18 protein-coding genes are annotated in these 17846 nt (G+C 68.4%); 9 read left to right on the top strand and 9 right to left on the bottom strand.

The annotated features are described in order from the left end of the window. Positions 1-5: 5 nt before the first annotated feature. Positions 6-869 (bottom strand): alpha/beta fold hydrolase, encoded by an 864-nt coding sequence (locus G6N32_RS20865; RefSeq protein ID WP_115321671.1) that lies wholly within the window; start codon positions 867-869, stop codon positions 6-8. 2 nt (positions 870-871) lie between these two features. Then, positions 872-1978 carry an NAD(P)-dependent alcohol dehydrogenase gene (locus G6N32_RS20860; RefSeq protein WP_232077218.1) on the bottom strand — a complete coding sequence of 369 codons (1107 nt, stop codon included), beginning with the start codon at positions 1976-1978 and terminating at the stop codon, positions 872-874. Positions 1979-2087: 109 nt separating this feature from the next. On the opposite strand from G6N32_RS20860, the gene G6N32_RS20855 reads away from it, so the two are divergent. The 4 genes from G6N32_RS20855 (at position 2088) to dapC (ending at position 4757) form a co-directional block, all read left to right on the top strand. Then, positions 2088-2762, top strand: coding sequence for a type 1 glutamine amidotransferase domain-containing protein (locus G6N32_RS20855; RefSeq protein WP_115321670.1), 675 nt, complete (start codon positions 2088-2090; stop codon positions 2760-2762). Next, complete coding sequence (locus tag G6N32_RS20850; protein ID WP_115321669.1) at positions 2762-3064, top strand: putative quinol monooxygenase; 303 nt, start codon at positions 2762-2764, stop codon at positions 3062-3064. Before G6N32_RS20855 ends, G6N32_RS20850 begins: the two co-directional genes overlap by 1 nt. 248 nt (positions 3065-3312) lie before the next feature. After that, complete coding sequence (gene fdxA, locus G6N32_RS20845; RefSeq protein WP_036343792.1) at positions 3313-3636, top strand: ferredoxin; 324 nt, start codon at positions 3313-3315, stop codon at positions 3634-3636. 14 nt (positions 3637-3650) lie between these two features. After that, positions 3651-4757, top strand: a complete 1107-nt coding sequence (dapC, locus tag G6N32_RS20840; protein ID WP_115321668.1) for a succinyldiaminopimelate transaminase — start codon at positions 3651-3653, stop codon at positions 4755-4757. A 39-nt stretch (positions 4758-4796) separates the two neighbouring features. Here the strand turns inward: dapC and G6N32_RS20835 are convergent, their stop codons facing one another. Then, entirely contained in the window at positions 4797-5435 is a 639-nt protein-coding gene (locus G6N32_RS20835) for a porin MspA (protein WP_115321667.1), read from the bottom strand. Between the two features lie 184 nt (positions 5436-5619). Beyond that, positions 5620-7182 (bottom strand): PucR family transcriptional regulator, encoded by a 1563-nt coding sequence (locus G6N32_RS20830; protein WP_115321666.1) that lies wholly within the window; start codon positions 7180-7182, stop codon positions 5620-5622. A gap of 84 nt (positions 7183-7266) precedes the next feature. Here G6N32_RS20830 and pruA point away from each other — a divergent pair, with 84 nt between their 5' ends. Genes pruA through G6N32_RS20815 form a run of 3 tightly spaced genes read left to right on the top strand, consistent with a single transcriptional unit; the run spans position 7267 to position 10612 of the window. Beyond that, the gene (pruA, locus tag G6N32_RS20825; protein ID WP_115321665.1) at positions 7267-8898 is read left to right on the top strand and encodes an L-glutamate gamma-semialdehyde dehydrogenase; all 1632 of its coding nucleotides are present in this window, start codon (positions 7267-7269) and stop codon (positions 8896-8898) included. Then, positions 8898-9851 (top strand): proline dehydrogenase family protein, encoded by a 954-nt coding sequence (locus tag G6N32_RS20820; RefSeq protein WP_115321664.1) that lies wholly within the window; start codon positions 8898-8900, stop codon positions 9849-9851. The genes pruA and G6N32_RS20820 overlap by 1 nt, the downstream gene beginning before the upstream one ends. A 38-nt stretch (positions 9852-9889) precedes the next feature. Next, positions 9890-10612: a sulfite exporter TauE/SafE family protein gene (locus tag G6N32_RS20815; protein ID WP_232077216.1), complete on the top strand. Its 723-nt coding sequence runs from the start codon at positions 9890-9892 to the stop codon at positions 10610-10612. Here G6N32_RS20815 and G6N32_RS20810 read toward each other — a convergent pair. The 3 genes from G6N32_RS20810 to G6N32_RS20800 form a co-directional block, all read right to left on the bottom strand. Then, positions 10587-11900: an acyltransferase family protein gene (locus G6N32_RS20810; protein ID WP_115321663.1), complete on the bottom strand. Its 1314-nt coding sequence runs from the start codon at positions 11898-11900 to the stop codon at positions 10587-10589. The genes G6N32_RS20815 and G6N32_RS20810 overlap by 26 nt on opposite strands. Before the next feature lie 23 nt (positions 11901-11923). Beyond that, positions 11924-12427 carry an Rv2253 family sensor-like surface protein gene (locus G6N32_RS20805; protein ID WP_115321662.1) on the bottom strand — a complete coding sequence of 168 codons (504 nt, stop codon included), beginning with the start codon at positions 12425-12427 and terminating at the stop codon, positions 11924-11926. Positions 12428-12514: 87 nt separating this feature from the next. Continuing rightward, the gene (locus G6N32_RS20800; protein ID WP_276047572.1) at positions 12515-13009 is read right to left on the bottom strand and encodes an NUDIX domain-containing protein; all 495 of its coding nucleotides are present in this window, start codon (positions 13007-13009) and stop codon (positions 12515-12517) included. Positions 13010-13090: 81 nt separating this feature from the next. Between G6N32_RS20800 and G6N32_RS20795 the strand changes: the two genes are divergently transcribed. Continuing rightward, complete coding sequence (locus G6N32_RS20795) at positions 13091-14491, top strand: acyl-CoA synthetase (RefSeq protein ID WP_115322048.1); 1401 nt, start codon at positions 13091-13093, stop codon at positions 14489-14491. Then, positions 14488-14835: a VOC family protein gene (locus G6N32_RS20790; protein ID WP_115321660.1), complete on the top strand. Its 348-nt coding sequence runs from the start codon at positions 14488-14490 to the stop codon at positions 14833-14835. The genes G6N32_RS20795 and G6N32_RS20790 overlap by 4 nt, the downstream gene beginning before the upstream one ends. Positions 14836-14853: 18 nt before the next feature. Here the strand turns inward: G6N32_RS20790 and G6N32_RS20785 are convergent, their stop codons facing one another. Beyond that, positions 14854-16818: a 4-alpha-glucanotransferase gene (locus G6N32_RS20785; RefSeq protein WP_115321659.1), complete on the bottom strand. Its 1965-nt coding sequence runs from the start codon at positions 16816-16818 to the stop codon at positions 14854-14856. A gap of 63 nt (positions 16819-16881) precedes the next feature. Then, positions 16882-17826 (bottom strand): 2,3,4,5-tetrahydropyridine-2,6-dicarboxylate N-succinyltransferase, encoded by a 945-nt coding sequence (gene dapD, locus G6N32_RS20780; protein WP_115321658.1) that lies wholly within the window; start codon positions 17824-17826, stop codon positions 16882-16884. Positions 17827-17846 lie beyond the last annotated feature (20 nt).

Raw genomic sequence — 17846 nt, 5'->3', positions numbered from 1 at the left:
TCCGGTCAGAGGTTGGCGGTGAGGAAAGTGCGGATCAACGGCAGCGCTTCGTCGAGCGCACTTTCCAACAAGAAGTGACCGCCGTCGATCAGATGAATCTCGGCGTTGGGCAAGTCGACCTTGAATGCTGCGGCACCGTGCGGACCGAACACCGGATCGCTGCGACCCCAGACCGCGAGGAGCGGGACGCCGGACGCCCGAAAGTACTCGTGGACAGCGGCGTACAGCGGGGGATTGCTGGCGTAGTCGCGGAACAGTGCGAGCTGGATGAGGTCGTTTCCCGGCCGGGACAGCCGGGCGTGATCGGTGATCCAGGTGGTCGGATCGACCAACGTCTCGTCGGCGACTCCGGCCAGATACTGCCAGCGAGTCATCTCCAGCGTCAGCGCCTGGCGAACCCCCGACTCGGTCTGCGGATTCTGATGCGCCCAGTAGGCCCACACCACCCGGAAGAAATCGGGCTGGAAGCCCTCCTGGTAGGCGTTGCCGTTCTGGGTGATGATCGCCGCGATCGACGACGGGTCGCGCAGTGCCAGGCGCCAGCCGATCGGTGCACCATAGTCGTGGACGTACATCGCGTAGCGGTGCACACCCAGGTGGCGCAGCAGTCCGGCGGTCAGGTCGGTGAGTGCGTCGAACGTGTAGGTGAATTCGCCGGCCGGCGGAGCGTCGGAGAGGCCGAAACCGAGATGGTCCGGGGCTATCAGATGCCATCGGTCGGCCAGCAGCGGAATGAGGTTGCGGAACATCGACGAACTGGCCGGAAAACCGTGCAGCAGAACAAGAATCGGTGCTCCGAGCGGCCCCGCCTCGCGGTAGAAGACCCGGTGTCTGTCGATGACGGCGAACCGATGGTGAATGGCGGGCATACTCAGTCGAAGACGACGACGGCACGCCCGACGATGTCGCCGCGTCCCAGTGCTTCGAGGGTGTCGTTGATATCCGCGAGGCGGGTCGGCACGACGTGATGTTTGATAGCGCCGCGCCTGGCCAGCGCGAGCACCTCGATGAGATCGTTGTGGTTGCCCCAGAATGAGCCGAAGTAGGACTTCTCACCACTGACGAACGGGAAGAGCGGCAACTCGACCCGCTCACCCATCAGACCGACTTGAGCCAGTGCGCCCTCGGTCGCCAGGATCGATGCCCCCAGCCCGAGGGACTCCGGCGATCCGGCACAGTCGAGCACCGCGTCGACCGTCCGCCGTCCGGTGAGCTGTTCGAGTTCGTCCTGTACTGCGTCGACCGACTTGTCGCGGACGTTGACGGTGTGGTCGGCACCGTTTTCGGTTGCTACGGACAGCTTCTCGGCGCTGCGTGCGAATCCGACGACGGTGGAGCCGCCGCCGAGGAGCTTGGCGTACTGGATCCCATAGCTGCCGAGTCCGCCGATGCCGGTGACGACGACGGTGCGGTCCGCGCCGAGCTTGCCGGCGGCGAGGAGCTTCTTCATCCCTCGGTAGGGTGTGATCCCGGCGTCGGTCAATGGAGCGAGATAAGCGGGCGTGACGTCGGGCTGGTCGGCGACGGAGATGAGGTGGTCGTAGGGCGCCAGCATGTATTCGGCGAACCCCCCGTTCGGGCCGAAGCCGACGAGTTGTCCGTTGCCGCAGAGCTGTTCATTGCCTTCATGGCATTGCCGACAGGTTCCGTCACCCCAGTTCGGGTTCACGATGACCAGATCGCCGTCGCGCAGGCCGGACTCATCGGGGACCTCGGAACCCAGCGCGGCGACATGCCCGCAGATTTCGTGACCGGGGGTGAAGGGCAATTCCACCGGGAGTCCGGCACAAAAGTAGCCGTCCAGCAGTTGGTAGTCGCTGCGGCACATGCCCGTCGCGGCAACCTTGAGGAGTACCTGGTTGGGCTGCGGCTGCGGGATCGGGATGTCATCGATGCGCAGCGGTTGATTGAACTCGTGAATGCGTGCCGCGAGCATGCCGGTGGACACCTCCGATAGTCGGGGTTTCGGTACCTCCACGCTAAGGCTCTGCTGTTGACGGCGACTGGACATCGACTGGATGAAGTCGACGTTCGCATGTGCTGGGATGGTCGCAAGCACAGGTACTTCTGGCTGAGGAGATCGCGAAATGAGCGTTCCGTATGTCCTGTTCGTGGTGACGAACGCGGCCTTCATCGGACCGCACCACCGGGCCACCGGCTTTTTCTTCCCGGAGATCGCCCATCCGGTCCATGAGTTGGACCGCGCCGGCATCGCCGTCGAATTCGCCTCGCCGCTGGGTGGCAAGCCCCCCGAGGACGGATTCGATGACTCCGATGAGGTGCAGACGTCGTTCCTCGGCAGCGCGGCCTACCGCCGTCTGTCGCGAAGCCGAAAGCTGTCCGAGGTCGATGTGCTCGACTACGACGCGGTGTTCGTGCCGGGCGGCCTCGGTCCCATGGTGGACATCACCGGCAACCCGGAAGTCAAGGACACCGTGCGTCGCGCGTGGGACGCCGGCCTCATCGTCTCCGCCGTCTGCCACGGGCCGTCGGCCTTCCTCGGCGTGACACTGGCGGACGGGAGCCCGCTGGTGCGTGGCCGCAAGCTGACCGCGTTCTCGGACGCGGAAGAGGACGGATATGCCGACCAGGACGTGCCGTTCGACCTGGAGCAGGCTTTGCGGGCCGAAGGCGCGCTCTACGAGCGGGCCGAGCCCTGGCACCCGAACCTCGTCGTCGACGGGCGGTTGATCACCGGACAGAATCCGCAATCCGGGTCCATCGTCGGTGAAGCACTGGCGCGCGCACTCACGCGGACCTGATGGACGCCTCAGTCGTGGTGATCGCGCACTGGCGGACCACCGAAGCCGATCTCGATGCCGTGCTCGAGCGTACGGCGACGCTGCGCAGGTTGTCGCTCGCCGAACCGGGATGCCTGGGTTACGACGCCTACCACAGCACCGAGGAGCCGACCTCGTTGGTGATCGTCGAGCGCTACCGGGACGTGGCGGCGCAGCAGGCGCATCTGGATTCAGCGCACTACCAGGAGCTGGTGGCCGACGGTATCCGGCCGCTTCTGGTTGCCCGGAACGTGGAGATCCTGCAGGTACGGGAGCTCGACTAGCAGCGCAGGGATGGTGTTGGCGGCGCGCACCGGTGTCGTCGGAGCCGTTGCGGGTATAGCTCGCTAATATACGAAACGTCTAGTATCAGTAACCGCGCGAAACGCCTTGTGCGAACCGGTGGGGGATGGCCGACAAGTTAGGGCACACTGAGTCGGCTATCCGGTGACCGGCATCGGATACTAGGCGTTCCCAGCAGCCCCGCAGACATACAGCCACCCCGAATAGAGCAGACCGAGGAGAACCTCAAGTGACGTACACGATCGCCGAGCCCTGCGTCGACATCAAGGACAAGGCATGTATCGAAGAGTGCCCGGTCGACTGCATCTATGAGGGTGCGCGCATGCTGTACATCCACCCCGACGAGTGCGTGGACTGCGGTGCGTGCGAGCCGGTCTGCCCCGTCGAGGCGATCTACTACGAGGACGACGTGCCGGATCAGTGGGCGTCCTACACCCAGATCAACGCCGACTTCTTCGCTGAGCTGGGTTCGCCGGGCGGTGCCTCCAAGGTCGGTCAGACCGACAACGACCCGCAGGTGGTCAAGGACCTGCCGCCGAAGGAAGAGGCCTGACGGCTCCCGTCCCGTTGCGCGCGCGGCGGCGCCCGGTATCGGAGGCGCTGCCGGTTTTTCCGTGGGACACCCTCGCTGAGGTGACGGCCACCGCGCGGGCTCACCCGGGCGGCATCGTCGACCTTTCGGTGGGCACCCCGGTAGATGACGTAGCCGAGGTCATCCGTGAAGCTTTGGCTGCGGCCAGCGCTGCGCCGGGATATCCGACGACGGCGGGAACGCCGGCCTTGCGGGCCTCCGCGGTGGCTGCGCTGCAGCGGCGCTACGGCATCACCGGCCTGCCCGAGCACGCCGTCCTGCCGGTGATCGGCACCAAGGAACTCATCGCGTGGCTGCCGACTCTGCTGGGCCTGGGCGCCGACGATCTGGTGGTCGTTCCGGAGCTGGCCTACCCGACTTATGACGTGGCCGCGCGGCTGGCGCACGCCCGGGTGATGGCGGCCGACTCGGTGACCCAGCTCGGTCCCGAGTCGCCCGCGGTGTTGTTCATCAACTCGCCGAGCAACCCGACCGGCAAGGTTCTGGGCCGCGACCATCTGCGCAAGGTCGTCGAATGGGCCCGTGAACGCGGCACGCTCGTGGTGTCCGACGAGTGCTATCTGGGCCTGGCATGGGAAGAGGAGCCGACGTCGGTTCTGCATCCGTCGGTCAGCGGCGGCGACCACACCGGCCTGCTGGCGGTGCACTCGCTGTCGAAGAGCTCGTCACTGGCGGGGTATCGCGCCGGCTTTGTCGCCGGTGACCCCGATGTGGTGGCCGAGCTGCTCGCGGTGCGCAAGCACGCCGGGATGATGGTGCCGGGGCCGGTGCAGGCGGCGATGGTGGCCGCGCTCGACGACGACGCCCATGAAATAGAGCAGCGGCAGCGCTATGCGCGCCGCCGCGACGTCATGCTGGCCGCGATGCGGTCGGCGGGTTTCACCGTCGACCACTCCGAGGCCGGTCTGTATCTGTGGGCCACCCGCGGTGAGCCGTGCCGGACGACGCTGGCGTGGCTGGCCGAGCGTGGCATCCTCGTCGCTCCCGGGGAGTTCTACGGAGCCCGGGGTGCCCAGCACGTTCGGGTGGCGCTGACCGCGACGGACGAACGTATCGCCGCCGCGGTGGAGCGGCTGGCCTGAGCCAGCCGCCCCACCCCAAGCGGGGTCAGTAACTCATCGTCAGTTCATGTTCCAGGGTTCGCCGTAGGTGGTGACGCTGTCACCGGCCTTGGAGATCAGGCGGGCGAAGGGGCGCAGCAGCACGCCGCCGGCCGCGCCGGTGACGGTGCCGTGGGCGTTGGCCACCGCGACCGAGCCGTTGGGACCTTCGACGTCGACGGAGAACGTGGCGACTTCCTGGATGCCGGGGCCGTTGCCCAGGTCAGCCGAGATCGACACACCCGGGAACAGGTTCGGGGTGATCACCGAACCGAGCGGGTTGAAGCCCGTCGGGGAGATGTTGGCGTCGTCGAGCAGGATGTTGGGGGTGGTGTAGCTGAAGTTGATGCCCACGCCCAGCGACCAGGGGAAGCCCACCTGGTAGCCCAGCTCCAAGGTGCCCGCGAACTCATCGGCACCCGGGCCGACCACGCTGTAGACAGCCTTGCCGGAGTGGAACCACTCCCGAGTCAGCCGGTTGCGGTCCAACGGGAACACACCATTGAGGAAGGTGTCCCACTGCTGCACCGTCATCGTCCGGCCACCGCCGTCGACCAGACTCAGCTCATTATCCAAACCTGCGTGCGACGTGCCTGTCCCGACGAAGAGTGCCGCGACGGCGGCGATCATCGCCACCAGCACTCGACCCATGTATTTCATCCTGACCCCTTGTGCTCAGTGGTTCGACGGTGATCGGGGGGCCCGGTTCACCGAGGTTTCTGGCGCCGTGACGGGCCTCACAGCCAGTCATGACAAAAGCCTCATCGGCAACAGATGCAACAGTGTTACCAGGTTCATCAAAAAATTTCTCGCTGAATGCGGCGCGGCTGCTTGACTGCTCAGATCACGCGGTAGCCCGCAGGCTCAATGACAGTAATAGCCGGACGTCGGGATCGCTCAGCGAAGTGGAAAGTGCCTGCTCCAGACGGCGCGCCCGATAGCGAACCGTATTCGGGTGGACATGAAGGACCGCCGCCGCCGCCGCCACATCGCCGAAGCAGTCCAGGTAGACCCGCAGGGTCTCTGCCAGCGTTGGGTCGGCTTCCCGCAGGGCGCGCACCCGCGGATCGATCAGCCGCTCGTCGGCCGCCACCAACGTGACGATCTCGTCGAGCAGCACCGTGGTGCGCGCCTCGGCCAGCGTGGTCACCTTGCCGAACACCGGGTGACGCTGGGCGCTGTCGAAGACGCGGTCGATCTCGCGGCGGGCGCCGGCGACGGCGGCCAGCCCCGCGATCGGAGCTGCGATCACCGCGTGCAGGTCCAGCCCGAGCTCGGCGTGCAGCGTGCCGATGGTGCCGCGGATCCACGACACCACCGCAGCGGTGCGACCGGAGTCCGGCAGGACGACGTAAACCCGCGAAGCGCCGGCGGCAACCTGCGCGTCGGGGCGAAAAGCGCTGGCGCTCAGCGCCAGAACGTCGGGCAGCCGAGGGTCGGCGACGGTGCTGACGAAGCCGATCACGGCGGCGCGGCCGTCCAGGGGGATGCGCAGTTCCCGGGCCACCCCGGTCAGGTCCACCTCGTCGGGATCGGCCAGCCCGAGCAGTTGTTGCACGGCCAGCAGGTGAGCCGAGGGCCGTGCGGCCAGTCGAGCCGTGATCCGGGCAGCCAGTACCGCCGCGCCGCGCAACACCTCGCCGGCGTCGTCGGCCAGCGGCCGGGTGCCCTGCTGCACCCAGATGGTGCCCTCGAATCCCGGCGGCCCGTCCTGGCGATGGATGCCGATCGCCAGCCGCGGCCGCAGCCCCAGTTCCGGCCGCTCGTCGACCGCCACCACGTCGGCCCCGGCGCGCAGTCGGTCGAAGATGCCCCATTGCGCGATCCACCGAAGATGCTCGGGCGGCCCGGCCCGGCCCAGGATGGACAGCCGCCGCAGCTCGTCGGCCTCGTCGTTGGACGCCGAATAGGCGAGCACGTGCGACTGCGCGTCCTCGATGCTGACCATGCCGTGGGTGCGATCCGCGATCGACTGCGCCAGCGCGAACAGATCGGTACCGGAATCGGTGAACGAGTCGGTGCGACGGTGTTCGAAGACGTGGTTGACCAGGCGGTACAGCCGTTCCCACCGAGCCTTCGGGTCGACGGCGACGACCGCGGAGCCGGCGGCGACGGCCCGGGCGACGACGGCGTCGGACGGCTCCTTGACGAAGATCGCCGCGGGGGAACCGTGCGCGGCGACCTGCCGGTCCAGCCATCGGACGGCGTCGGTGTCGGAGATGCCGAGGAGAAAGAACACGTCCGCCGATCCGGCGCTGACCGCCAGGCCCAGCCGCACGTCGTCCGAGTCGATCAGTGCCGCCGAACGGACCGGCCGGTCCAGCCCCCTCGGCGCCTCGACGAGCCGAACCAACGTCGCATCCAGGGCCAACACCAGCTGGCCGAGGCTGACGCCGGTATCCCGCACGTTGTCCGATGCTACTAGCACACTGCCTCAAGATTGGCGGATCAGCCAACATCTCGAGTCGTGTCAGGAGCCATCCTGAGGTGCATGGACGCCCGCACCGATGTTCCCGCGCCGGCCAACGAGCCGGTTCACGACTACGCGCCTGGATCTGCCGAACGGGACCGCCTCTGTGCGGCCCTGCACGAGCTGTCCGCCAACCCCGTCGACCTGCCGCACGTGATCGGCGGCGTGCACCGCCTCGGCGACGGCGACCGCATCGACGTGGTCCAACCGCACCGGCACAGCGCCCGGCTGGGCACTGTGACCAACGGCACGGCCGCCGACGCCGCCGCCGCGGTCGATGCGGCGATCACCGCCAAACACGACTGGGCCGCCACCCCGTTCGACGAACGGGCCGCGGTGTTCCTGCGCGCCGCCGACCTGCTGGCAGGCCCGTGGCGGGAGAAGATCGCCGCGGCCACCATGTTGGGCCAGTCCAAGACCGCCTACCAGGCCGAGATCGATGCCCCCTGCGAGCTGGTCGACTTCTGGCGCTTCAACGTTGCCTTCGCTCGGCAGATCCTGGCCCAGCAGCCGATCAGTGGACCGGGGGTGTGGAACCGCACCGACTATCGCCCCCTGGACGGCTTTGTCTATGCGATCACCCCGTTCAACTTCACCGCGATCGCCGCCAACCTGCCGACGGCGCCGGCGCTGATGGGCAACACCGTGGTGTGGAAGCCGTCGATCACCCAGACCTTCGCGGCCTACCTGACGATGCAACTGCTCGAGGCGGCCGGGCTGCCGGCGGGCGTGATCAACCTGGTGGCCGGCGACGGGCTCGCGGTTTCCGATGTCGTGCTGGGAGACCGGCGGCTGTCCGGTATCCATTTCACCGGATCGACCGCCACGTTCCAGCACCTGTGGCGTGAGGTCGGCGCCCGCATCGGCGACTACGACAGCTACCCGCGGCTGGTCGGCGAGACCGGCGGCAAGGACTTCATCGTCGCGCACAGCTCGGCTGATCCGGATGTGTTGCGCACCGCGCTGATTCGCGGCGCGTTCGACTATCAGGGCCAGAAGTGTTCGGCCGCCTCGCGGGCCTTCATTCCGCGCTCGGTGTGGCAGGCCATGGGTGACGATTTCCTCGGCGCGACCGAGGCATTGAGCTACGGCGATGTCACCGACCTGTCGAACTACGGCGGGGCCGTGATCGACGCCCGCGCGTTCGCGAAGAACGCTCGCGCTTTGGAAAGGGCCAAGAGCGCACCCGGTGTCACCGTCGCCGCTGGCGGTGAATGTGACGACAGTGAAGGCTATTTCGTGCGCCCGACGGTTCTGCTCTCCGACGACCCGACCGACGAGGCGTTCAGCACTGAGTATTTCGGGCCCATCCTGGCCGTCCACGTCTTTCCCGACGACGAGTTCGAGGCTGTTCTCGACGTCGTCGACGGCGGCTCCCGCTATGCGCTCACCGGAGCGGTGATCGCCGACGACCGGGCTGCTGTCGCGACGGCGGCCGAGCGACTGCGGTTCGCGGCCGGCAATTTCTACGTCAACGACAAGCCGACCGGTGCGGTCGTCGGGCAGCAGCCGTTCGGCGGATCGCGGGCCTCGGGCACCAACGACAAGGCGGGCTCACCGCTGAACCTGCTGCGCTGGACGTCGGCGCGGTCCATCAAGGAGACGTTCGTTCCGCCGACAAGCCACACCTATCCGCACATGGGGGTGCAGTGATGAGTGCCTTCAATCGAATTGCTCGACCGGTCATCCTGGCCGCCAGCCGCTCGAATCGGTTGCGGCACAGCGCCGAGCGCCTACCGATCGCGCGTGACGTGGTCGGCCGGTTCGTGCCGGGGGAGACGACAGACGACGCGCTGGCCGCGGTCCGCGCGCTGCGCGATTCGAGAATGGTCAGCATCGACTACCTCGGTGAGGACGTCACCGACACCGATGCGGCCGAGGCCACCGTCAAGGCCTACCTCGACCTGCTCGATGCGCTCGGTGCCCGGGTCGAGAACGCGGCCACCGTCCGCCCGCTGGAGGTGTCGCTCAAACTGTCCGCGCTCGGCCAGGCACTACCGAAGGACGGCGACAAGATCGCGTTCGAAAACGCGCACACAATCTGCCAGCGGGCGCAGCAGGTCGGTGTCTGGGTCACTGTCGACGCCGAGGATCACACCACCACCGACTCGACGTTGTCGATCGTGCGCGAGCTGCGTACCGAATTCGATTGGCTGGGAACCGTTCTGCAGGCCTACCTCAAGCGCAGCGAGGCCGACTGCGCCGAGTTCGCCGCAACCGGGGCCCGGATCCGGCTGTGCAAGGGCGCCTACGACGAGCCGGCGTCGGTGGCCTACCGTGATGCCGCCGACGTCACCGGGTCCTACCTGCGGTGTCTGCGAACGCTGATGGCCGGCAACGGATATCCGATGGTCGCCTCGCACGATCCTGTCGTCATCGCCGCCGCCGGGGAGATGGCGATCGAATTCGGCCGGGATACCGACCGTTTCGAGTACCAGATGCTGTACGGCATCCGCGACGACGAGCAGCGCAGACTCGCGGCGGAGGGTAACCAGGTCCGGGTGTACGTGCCGTTCGGGACGCAGTGGTACGGGTACTTCGTGCGCCGACTTGCCGAACGCCCGGCCAACCTGATGTTCTTTCTGCGAGCCCTGACGCACCGCTAGACAAGGATTCGCACCTGAGCGCACTCGACGCCATCACCTTGCTGATCGCCGGTGTGCTCGGTGGGTTGACGGGCAGCATCGCCGGGCTGGCCTCGGTGGCGACCTACCCGGCCCTGCTGGCCATAGGTCTGCCGCCGGTGACGGCGAATGTGACCAACACGGTGGCCCTGGTGTTCAACGGCATCGGCTCGGCGTGGGGATCTCGGCCCGAACTGGCCGGACAAGGACGTTTCATCACCCGGATGGCGCCGGTGACCATCGCGGGCGGGGCCGCGGGCGCGGTTCTGCTGCTGACCACCCCGGCCGATGCGTTCGAGAAGGTGGTCCCGGTTCTGCTCGCCCTGGCCTCGGTGGCGATCGTCGCTCCGCGCGGCACGCCCCATCCCGGGCGCCGGCGCCGACTCGTCGTGGTGGCCGAGGGCGTCGCGATCTTCGGAATCGCTCTGTACGGCGGCTATTTCGGTGCGGCGGCGGGCGTGTTGTTCCTGGCGTTGCTGCTCAATGCGGGAGCCCACAGCCTCGCCCACGCCAATGCCGCCAAGAACATCCTGCTCGGATTGGCCAACACCGTTGCGGCGGTGCTGTTCGCGTTCCTCGCGCCGGTGCACTGGCTCGCGGTCATCCCGCTGGGCGCCGGCTGCCTGATCGGATCCCGGCTGGGACCGGTCGTGGTCCGGCGCGCTCCGGGCACCCCGCTGCGCATCCTCATCGGTGTTGCGGGTCTGGTGCTGGCGGTCAAGCTCGGGTTCGACGCCTACTGACCGGGGTCAGCGAGACCAGCAGCACGCCAAGGGCGAAGGCGATGCTGAGGGTCAGGGGGAACCGCCCGGTGGGGGCGAATCCGAGGGTGGCGAACACCGAGATGGTCACCGCGATCGTCAGCGTGCCCGCGAACAACAACGCTTCGCCGAGCCGGGGCGGGATGGCTATTGCGACCTGGGGCAGCGGCGCCGAGAACAACCTGCGGCCCCACCACAACAGCAGCAGCTCGACGGCCGCCACCACGGCAAGGATCGCCACCCACTCCAGCCGGAACCACCACCAGGCCGCCGTGCCGAGGGTCGGTTGCGGCAGCAGCCCGGTGGGATACCCGGCGACCGCGACGATCACCACCGGGACCATGTGCCACAGGTAGAGGGCCATCACGTTGTCATTCGCGATGGCCAGAACGCGCTGCGTACGAACGGATTTCACCATCCGGTTCACCGCCGGCGCCACGGCCAGCACCACACCGGCCTGGACTCCGCCGAGCGCCAGCAGGGCCAGGTTGGGTGGTCCGGTGTTGTTCACGACGGCGCCGGGGACCCCGATCATGCTGACCGGATAGGGCCCGACGGTGACCGCCAGCGCCAGCACGATCGCCGACAGAACAGCCACCGCGATCGCCGCGCGACGACACAGTGTGCCGTCGTGCCAGGCGATGCCGAGCTGGTAGAGCACGCCCCAGACCAGCAGATAGTTCAGCCAGCCGACGTAGGGCAGGTGCGCACCGATGGCCGCCACATCCACCGCCGCCACGGCGAGCGTCATCACGAACGGCACCCACTTGCCCCAGCGCCGGTGTGCGGCGACCGCGACCGGGGTCAGCGCGACCACCACCACGTAGATACCCAGGAACCACAGGTGCATGGCCACCGCCCAGGCGCCGAAGTCGAGCTCCGAGCCCGCCACCCCGACCCGGCCGAGGAGGGCCACGACCAGTAGGGCGAACGCGACGTAGACCACGGTCGGTCCCAGCGGGCGGACCAGTCGCCGCCGCAGCCACGCCTGCCTGGACTCGTCGGGGCTGCGCTGTGTCCACGACACCGCACTCGCGTAGCCGGCCACCACGAAGAACACCGGGACGACCTGGAAGATCCACGTCAACCACTGCGTCCACGGCATGTCGACCAGCGGATTCTCCCGCCAGAACCCGCCGTCGGAAAAGGTCAGCGCCGCCGCGATCCAGTGCCCGATGACGACGAAGACCAGGGCGACCACCCGGTAGAGGTCGAAAGCATGGTTACGCGCCGCCGTCGTCGTGGTCGCCGTGTCGGTCACGTTATCCATTGTGCGGGCGCGGGGGTCCAGGGTCAGGCGGGCACTGCCGAGACGGGCATGACGACGCTGCCGCGGCAGGGGCCCGACGCGATGTCGGTGTGCCAGGTGCCGCGCAGAGATCCGTCCGGCTGCGGCGTGTAGAACGCCCACGAGGTCGCCGGGCTCCACTGCTTCTGATACCCGTCACCGAGGAAGCAGTCCCACACCCAGTCGTAGGTGGTGGCCCACTCGGCACCGTTCCACGTGTAGCGGGTCGGCTGCGGGATCGTCGGGTTACTCGGTGCGGGCCCGTCTACGACGGTCGCCACACAGGCGCCACCCGAGCAGGCTGTCGACAAGGTGAACACCGCGCCGAAGTCGTTCTCCTTCTGGCGAGTCGCCGGGCTGGTGCCCGCCTTCAGCGAGGCGTAAGTCGTCATCTGGTATCGCCCGTTCCAGGCCAGCGGCTGACCGTGCGCCGAGGCGGGGGACACCAGTCCCGCGGCGCAGATCGTCGCGGCGGCCACCAGCGTGGCACCCCAACTTTGGCTGCTCATGACTCCTCGGAACGTCGTATGCGAGTTATCAGCGTAGCCGTCAGAAAACCTCAACTGTCACAACTGCCCCACGCGTGTGGGTCACGATTAGGCCTCGAAACGCTCTTTGAGCAGCAGTTGTGCATACGCCGCGAGCGACTGGGCATCGGTGATCTCACCGGCGCGGATCAACTCCTCGAACCGGCTGCGCTCGAACCATTCGAAGTGCATGTCCTGCTCTTCGTGCTCACGGTCGGGCTCACCCTCGGTGACATCCGTGGCCAGGAACACCCAGCCCCGCTGGCTCATGATCCCGGGTGCGACGTCCAGGCGGCCGAGCAACATCAGCGAGCCTGCCGTAAGGCCGGTTTCCTCGCGCAGTTCGCGGGCCGCCAGATCGGCCGGTTCGATGTCGGGGTCCCCCGGGACGGTGCCCATGGGGAATTCCCAGCGGCGGGCACCCATCGGATAGCGGTACTGCTCGACCATCGCCAGCCGGTCGCCGTCGACGGCGATGACCACCGCATAGTCGGGGCGGTCGACGACGCCGTGGATACCCGTGGAGCCGTCCGGCCGTTCGACGATGTCCTCACGCACCGACATCCAGTGGTTGCGGTACACCTCGCGCGATGAGAGCTGGGTGATGGGCTTCACCGGCCCAGTATGTTCGGTAGCGTCGGCGGGGTGCTGCTGGCCTCCCTGAATCCCGCCACCGTCGCCGCCGGAGCCGACATCGGCGACGCCGTGCGGATCGACGACGCAGTGTTGTCCCGCAGCGATCTCGTCGGGGCGGCGACGTCGGTGGCCGAGCGCATCGGCGGTGCCCGCCAGGTCGCCGTGCTGGCCACCCCCACCGCGACCACCGTGCTCGCCGTCACCGGCTGCCTGATCGCCGGCGTCCCGTTCGTGCCGGTACCCGCCGACGTCGGGGTCGCCGAACGCGCGCACATCCTCACCGACTCCGGTGCCCAGGCCTGGCTGGGGGAGCTGCCCGCCGATCTCGGTGGCCTGCCGCATGTTCCGGTGCGGCTGCACGCACGGTCGTGGCATCGCTACGCCGAGCCTGCGCCGTCGAGCACCGCGATGGTCATGTACACCTCCGGCACCACCGGCCTGCCCAAAGGCGTGCTCATCAGCAGGCGCGCCATCGCGGCCCAGATCGACGCGCTGGCCCAGGCCTGGCAGTGGACCCCCGACGACACCCTCGTGCACGGGTTGCCGTTGTTCCACGTGCACGGCCTGATCCTCGGGCTGCTCGGGTCGCTGCGCGTGGGAAATCGCTTCGTCCACACCGGGAAACCGACCCCGGCCGGGTACGCCGCCGCCGGTGGCAGCCTGTACTTCGGGGTGCCCACCGTGTGGTCGCGGGTGGTCGCCGACACCGGTGCCGCCACCGCTCTGGCCTCGGCTCGGCTGCTGGTGTCCGGAAGTGCTCCGCTTCCGGTCCCGGTGTTCACCCGGCTGACCGAACTGACCGGCCAGCCACCCGTCGAGCGGTACGGCAGCACCGAATCGCTGATCACGCTGAGCACCCGCGCCGACGGTGAACGACGGCCCGGCTGGGTTGGCTTGCCGCTCAACGGGGTTCAGACCCGGCTGGTCCACGAGGACGGAACGGTCGCGCCGCACGACGGCGAGACCATCGGCAGCCTTCACCTCAAGGCCCCGACAGTGTTCGACGGCTACCTCAACCGGCCCGATGCCACCGCAGAGGCGTTCGACGCCGACGGGTGGTACCGCACCGGCGATGCCGCCGTGATCGATGGCGGCGACATGCACCGCATCGTCGGGCGAGAATCGGTGGACCTGATCAAGTCCGGCGGTTTCCGGGTCGGCGCGGGTGAGGTCGAGACGGTGCTGCTCGGCCACCCGGGTGTCGAGGAGGTCGCGGTGGTGGGTCTGCCCGACACCGATCTCGGCCAGCGGATCGTCGCGTTCGTGGTCGGCGATGCCAACCCGGAGGACCTGATCAGCTTTGTCGCCGAGCAACTTTCGGTGCACAAGCGACCGCGGGAAGTGCGGTTGGTCGAGTCGCTGCCGCGCAACGCGATGGGCAAAGTCGTCAAGAAGGAGTTGATGAAATGACGCTGCGGTTCAGCGAAGTCTGCATCGACGCCCACGACATCCACGCGCTGTCCGCGTGGTGGTCGACGGTGCTGGGCTGGCCCGCCGAGCCGACCGAGGACGGCGATGTGGCTCTGCGTGCCCCCGCCGGCGCCGGGCCCGACTGGCTGTTCCTGGCGGTGCCTGACGGCAAGACGGTCAAGAACCGCATCCACTTCGACTTCACGCCCGACGACCAGCAGGCCGAGGTCGACCGGGTGCTCGGGCTCGGGGCGCGCCACGTGGACATCGGCCAGGGTGAGCAGAGCTGGGTGGTGCTGGCCGATCCCGAGGGCAACGAGTTCTGCATCCTGTCGGCGAAGTAGCGCTCGCCACCCAGGTTTCTAGCGCCTGAAGGCCGCGGCGATCTCGGCAACCCGCGGATCCGCCCGGAGCTCCTCGAGGGTCTCAGCCAGCGGCAGCCGCCAGTTCGGGTATTCGTCGATCGTGCCCGGAAGGTTCGGCTGCCGAACCTCGCCGATGACGTCGTACGGCGAGATCAACTTCAGCCGGCTCGGCGTCGACGCCAGAAAACGGTGCATCGCAGAGATGATCGACGCTTCGTCGGGTTCACCATCGGCCAGCAGCCCTTCGCTGCGCAGCAATGCAACCCATTCCGCGCGCTCGGTGGCGGCGTTCGCTTCTTCGGCCGGGACGTCGTCGAGCAGGCCCAGGTCGGCGCGGGCGCGCACATGCTCGCCGCGGAGAAACCCTGCGGCAGTGGGCAGGTCATGGGTGGACAGGCTGGCCGCCGCACGTTCCGGCCACGCCGCCGAAGGGAGCAGCGGCTGGTCCGGGTCCGCCTCGTCGCGGGTGAACCACGAGACCGCCGAGCCGAGCATGCCGTTGGCGGCCAACGCCTCAGTGACCTCCGGTTCGACGGTGCCCAGGTCTTCACCGACGACGACCGCGCCGGCCCGGTGCGCCTCCAGGGCGAGAACCGCAAGCATGACGTCGGCGTCGTAGTGCACGTAGGTGCCGCGATCCGGGGTGTCGCCGGGCGGTATCCACCACAGCCGCCACAGACCGGCCACATGGTCGATGCGCAGACCATCCGCGTGAGACAGGATGGCGCGCAACATGTCCCGCAATCCCACGTATCCGGTGGTGGCCAGGCGGTCGGGACGCCACGGCGGGAGGCCCCAATCCTGGCCGCGAGGGGTGAAGTTGTCCGGCGGCGCGCCGACGCTCACGCCGGCGGCGAGCACATCGGCCAGCGCCCACGCGTCCGCGCCGTCGGCGTCCACCCCGACGGGCAGGTCGTGCAGCACGCCGAGGGCCATGCCTGCGGTTCGGCCGGCCGCGCGTATCGCGGCCAACTGCTCGGCGCACTGCTGCTGCACCCAGGCGTGAAAGTCGACTCGCGACGCCAGTTCCCGACGGGCAGCCAGGACGGCGGACCCCGTCACATCGCGCAGCGGAGCAGGCCACCGGCTCCACCGTCCGCCATGCCGCTCAGCGAGCGCGCAGTAGGTCGCCCAGTCGGTCAACCCCTCCGTGCCCGGGGATCCATCGAGCGGGGTGGGCCGGCCCACCGCGCGCCAGAGTGCTTCCAGCGCAGAGCGTTTGGCCGCCCACACCAGGTCGTGATCGATGCGCTCGGTGCTTGCCGACACGCGCAGCGCGTCCACCTCCGCGCGGGTGCCGGGGTCGGCCCGGTGATACGCCCCGAGATCCTCGATCCGCAGCGCCAAAGGATTGGAGAACCGCCGGCTCGACGGCGTGTACGGGGAGGGTTGCACCGGATGCGTCGGGCCCGGTGCGTGCAGCGGGTTGAGCAGCACCGCACCGGCGCCGTGCTCGGCGAGCGTCCACTGCAGGAACTCCCGCAGATCACCGAAATCGCCGATGCCCCATGACCGCTGCGAGCGCAGGGCATACAACTGCAGCATCCAGCCCCACGTGTCGGGCGTCTGCGGCACCTGCGCAGGTGCGGCCACCAGCGTCACCTGCTGGCCGTCGCGGGTGTGCAGGCGGTACCAGCCCGGCGCAAGATCTCCGGGCAGCTCGTCGCTCAGCTCGATGCGGCTGCCGTCCTCACCGACGAGCAGTACGGCCCCGGGCACCGAGTGCGGTGTGCCGGTCAGCCGGACGGCGATGGTCGGGGCCAGTCGCCCAGCGCGTCGGCGCTCGGCGAGCGCGGCCAATGCGGCGCGCCGGGCGGCCTCGGTGGTTGCGTCTACGTCGAGCAACCCCAGAACGCGGATCACCACATCGGCGTCGACCTCGACCGGCTCACGTCGCTCGTTGCGATAGGAGGTTGCCACGCCATGGGCCGCGGCCAGCTGCCGCAAGTCATCTCCGAACACGCTGCTGCTATACCCGAGCAGTCGTCTTTCACACCCGACCTAGTTGGCGTGCAGTGCCTCCGCCTAATTCGCGTGCAACGCGGCGTTGAGCGCGATGCCCTTGCCGTCGCGGGCCACCACCTCGACGGCGCCGGTCACCGAATTACGGCGGAACAGAAGGTTGTTCGCGCCGGACAGTTCGCGGGCCTTGACCGTCGTGCCGTCCGGGGTGGTGACTTTGGTGCCGGCCGTCACGTAGAGGCCGGCTTCGATGATGCAGTCGTCGCCCAGCGAGATACCGAGGCCGGCGTTGGCACCGAGCAGGCAGCGCTTGCCCACCGAGATGACCTGCGTGCCACCGCCGGACAGCGTGCCCATGATGGACGCACCGCCACCGATGTCCGAGCCGTCGTCGACGACCACACCCGCCGAGATCCGGCCCTCCACCATCGACGCGCCGAGTGTGCCCGCGTTGAAGTTGACGAAGCCTTCGTGCATCACGGTGGTGCCCGGTGCCAGGTGTGCGCCCAGGCGCACCCGGTCGGCATCGGCGATCCGCACCCCGGCCGGCAGTACGTAATCGACCATTCGCGGGAACTTGTCGACGCCATAGACCGCCACGTGACCGCGGCTGCGCAGCCGCAGCCGCACGTCTTCGAAGCCCTCGATCTGGCATGGGCCGAAATTGGTCCACACCACGTTGGTGAGCACACCGAAGATGCCGTCCAGATTCAGGCCGTGCGGCTCGACCAGCCGGTGCGAGAGCAGGTGCAGCCGCAGGTATGCGTCATAGGTGTCGAGCGGCTTGTCGGCCAGGTCCGCGATCACCGTGCGCACCACGATCGTCTCCACCCCGCGGGCCGGATCGGGGCCGGCGGCGGCCGCCAGATCGTCGGGCACCTCGGCAACGGAGAGCCGGGTGCTGCCCGACGGGCTGTATGCGCCCAGTTCCGGGTCCGGGAACCAGGTGTCGAGGACGGTCCCGTCCTCGGTGATGGTGGCCAATCCGACGCCAGCAGCAGAAGTCACGGTGCTCCACCGTAATGCAT

Source organism: Mycolicibacterium aichiense (genome assembly GCF_010726245.1).
GTDB lineage: Bacteria > Actinomycetota > Actinomycetes > Mycobacteriales > Mycobacteriaceae > Mycobacterium > Mycobacterium aichiense.
This window is presented reverse-complemented; position numbering and strand designations above follow the sequence as displayed.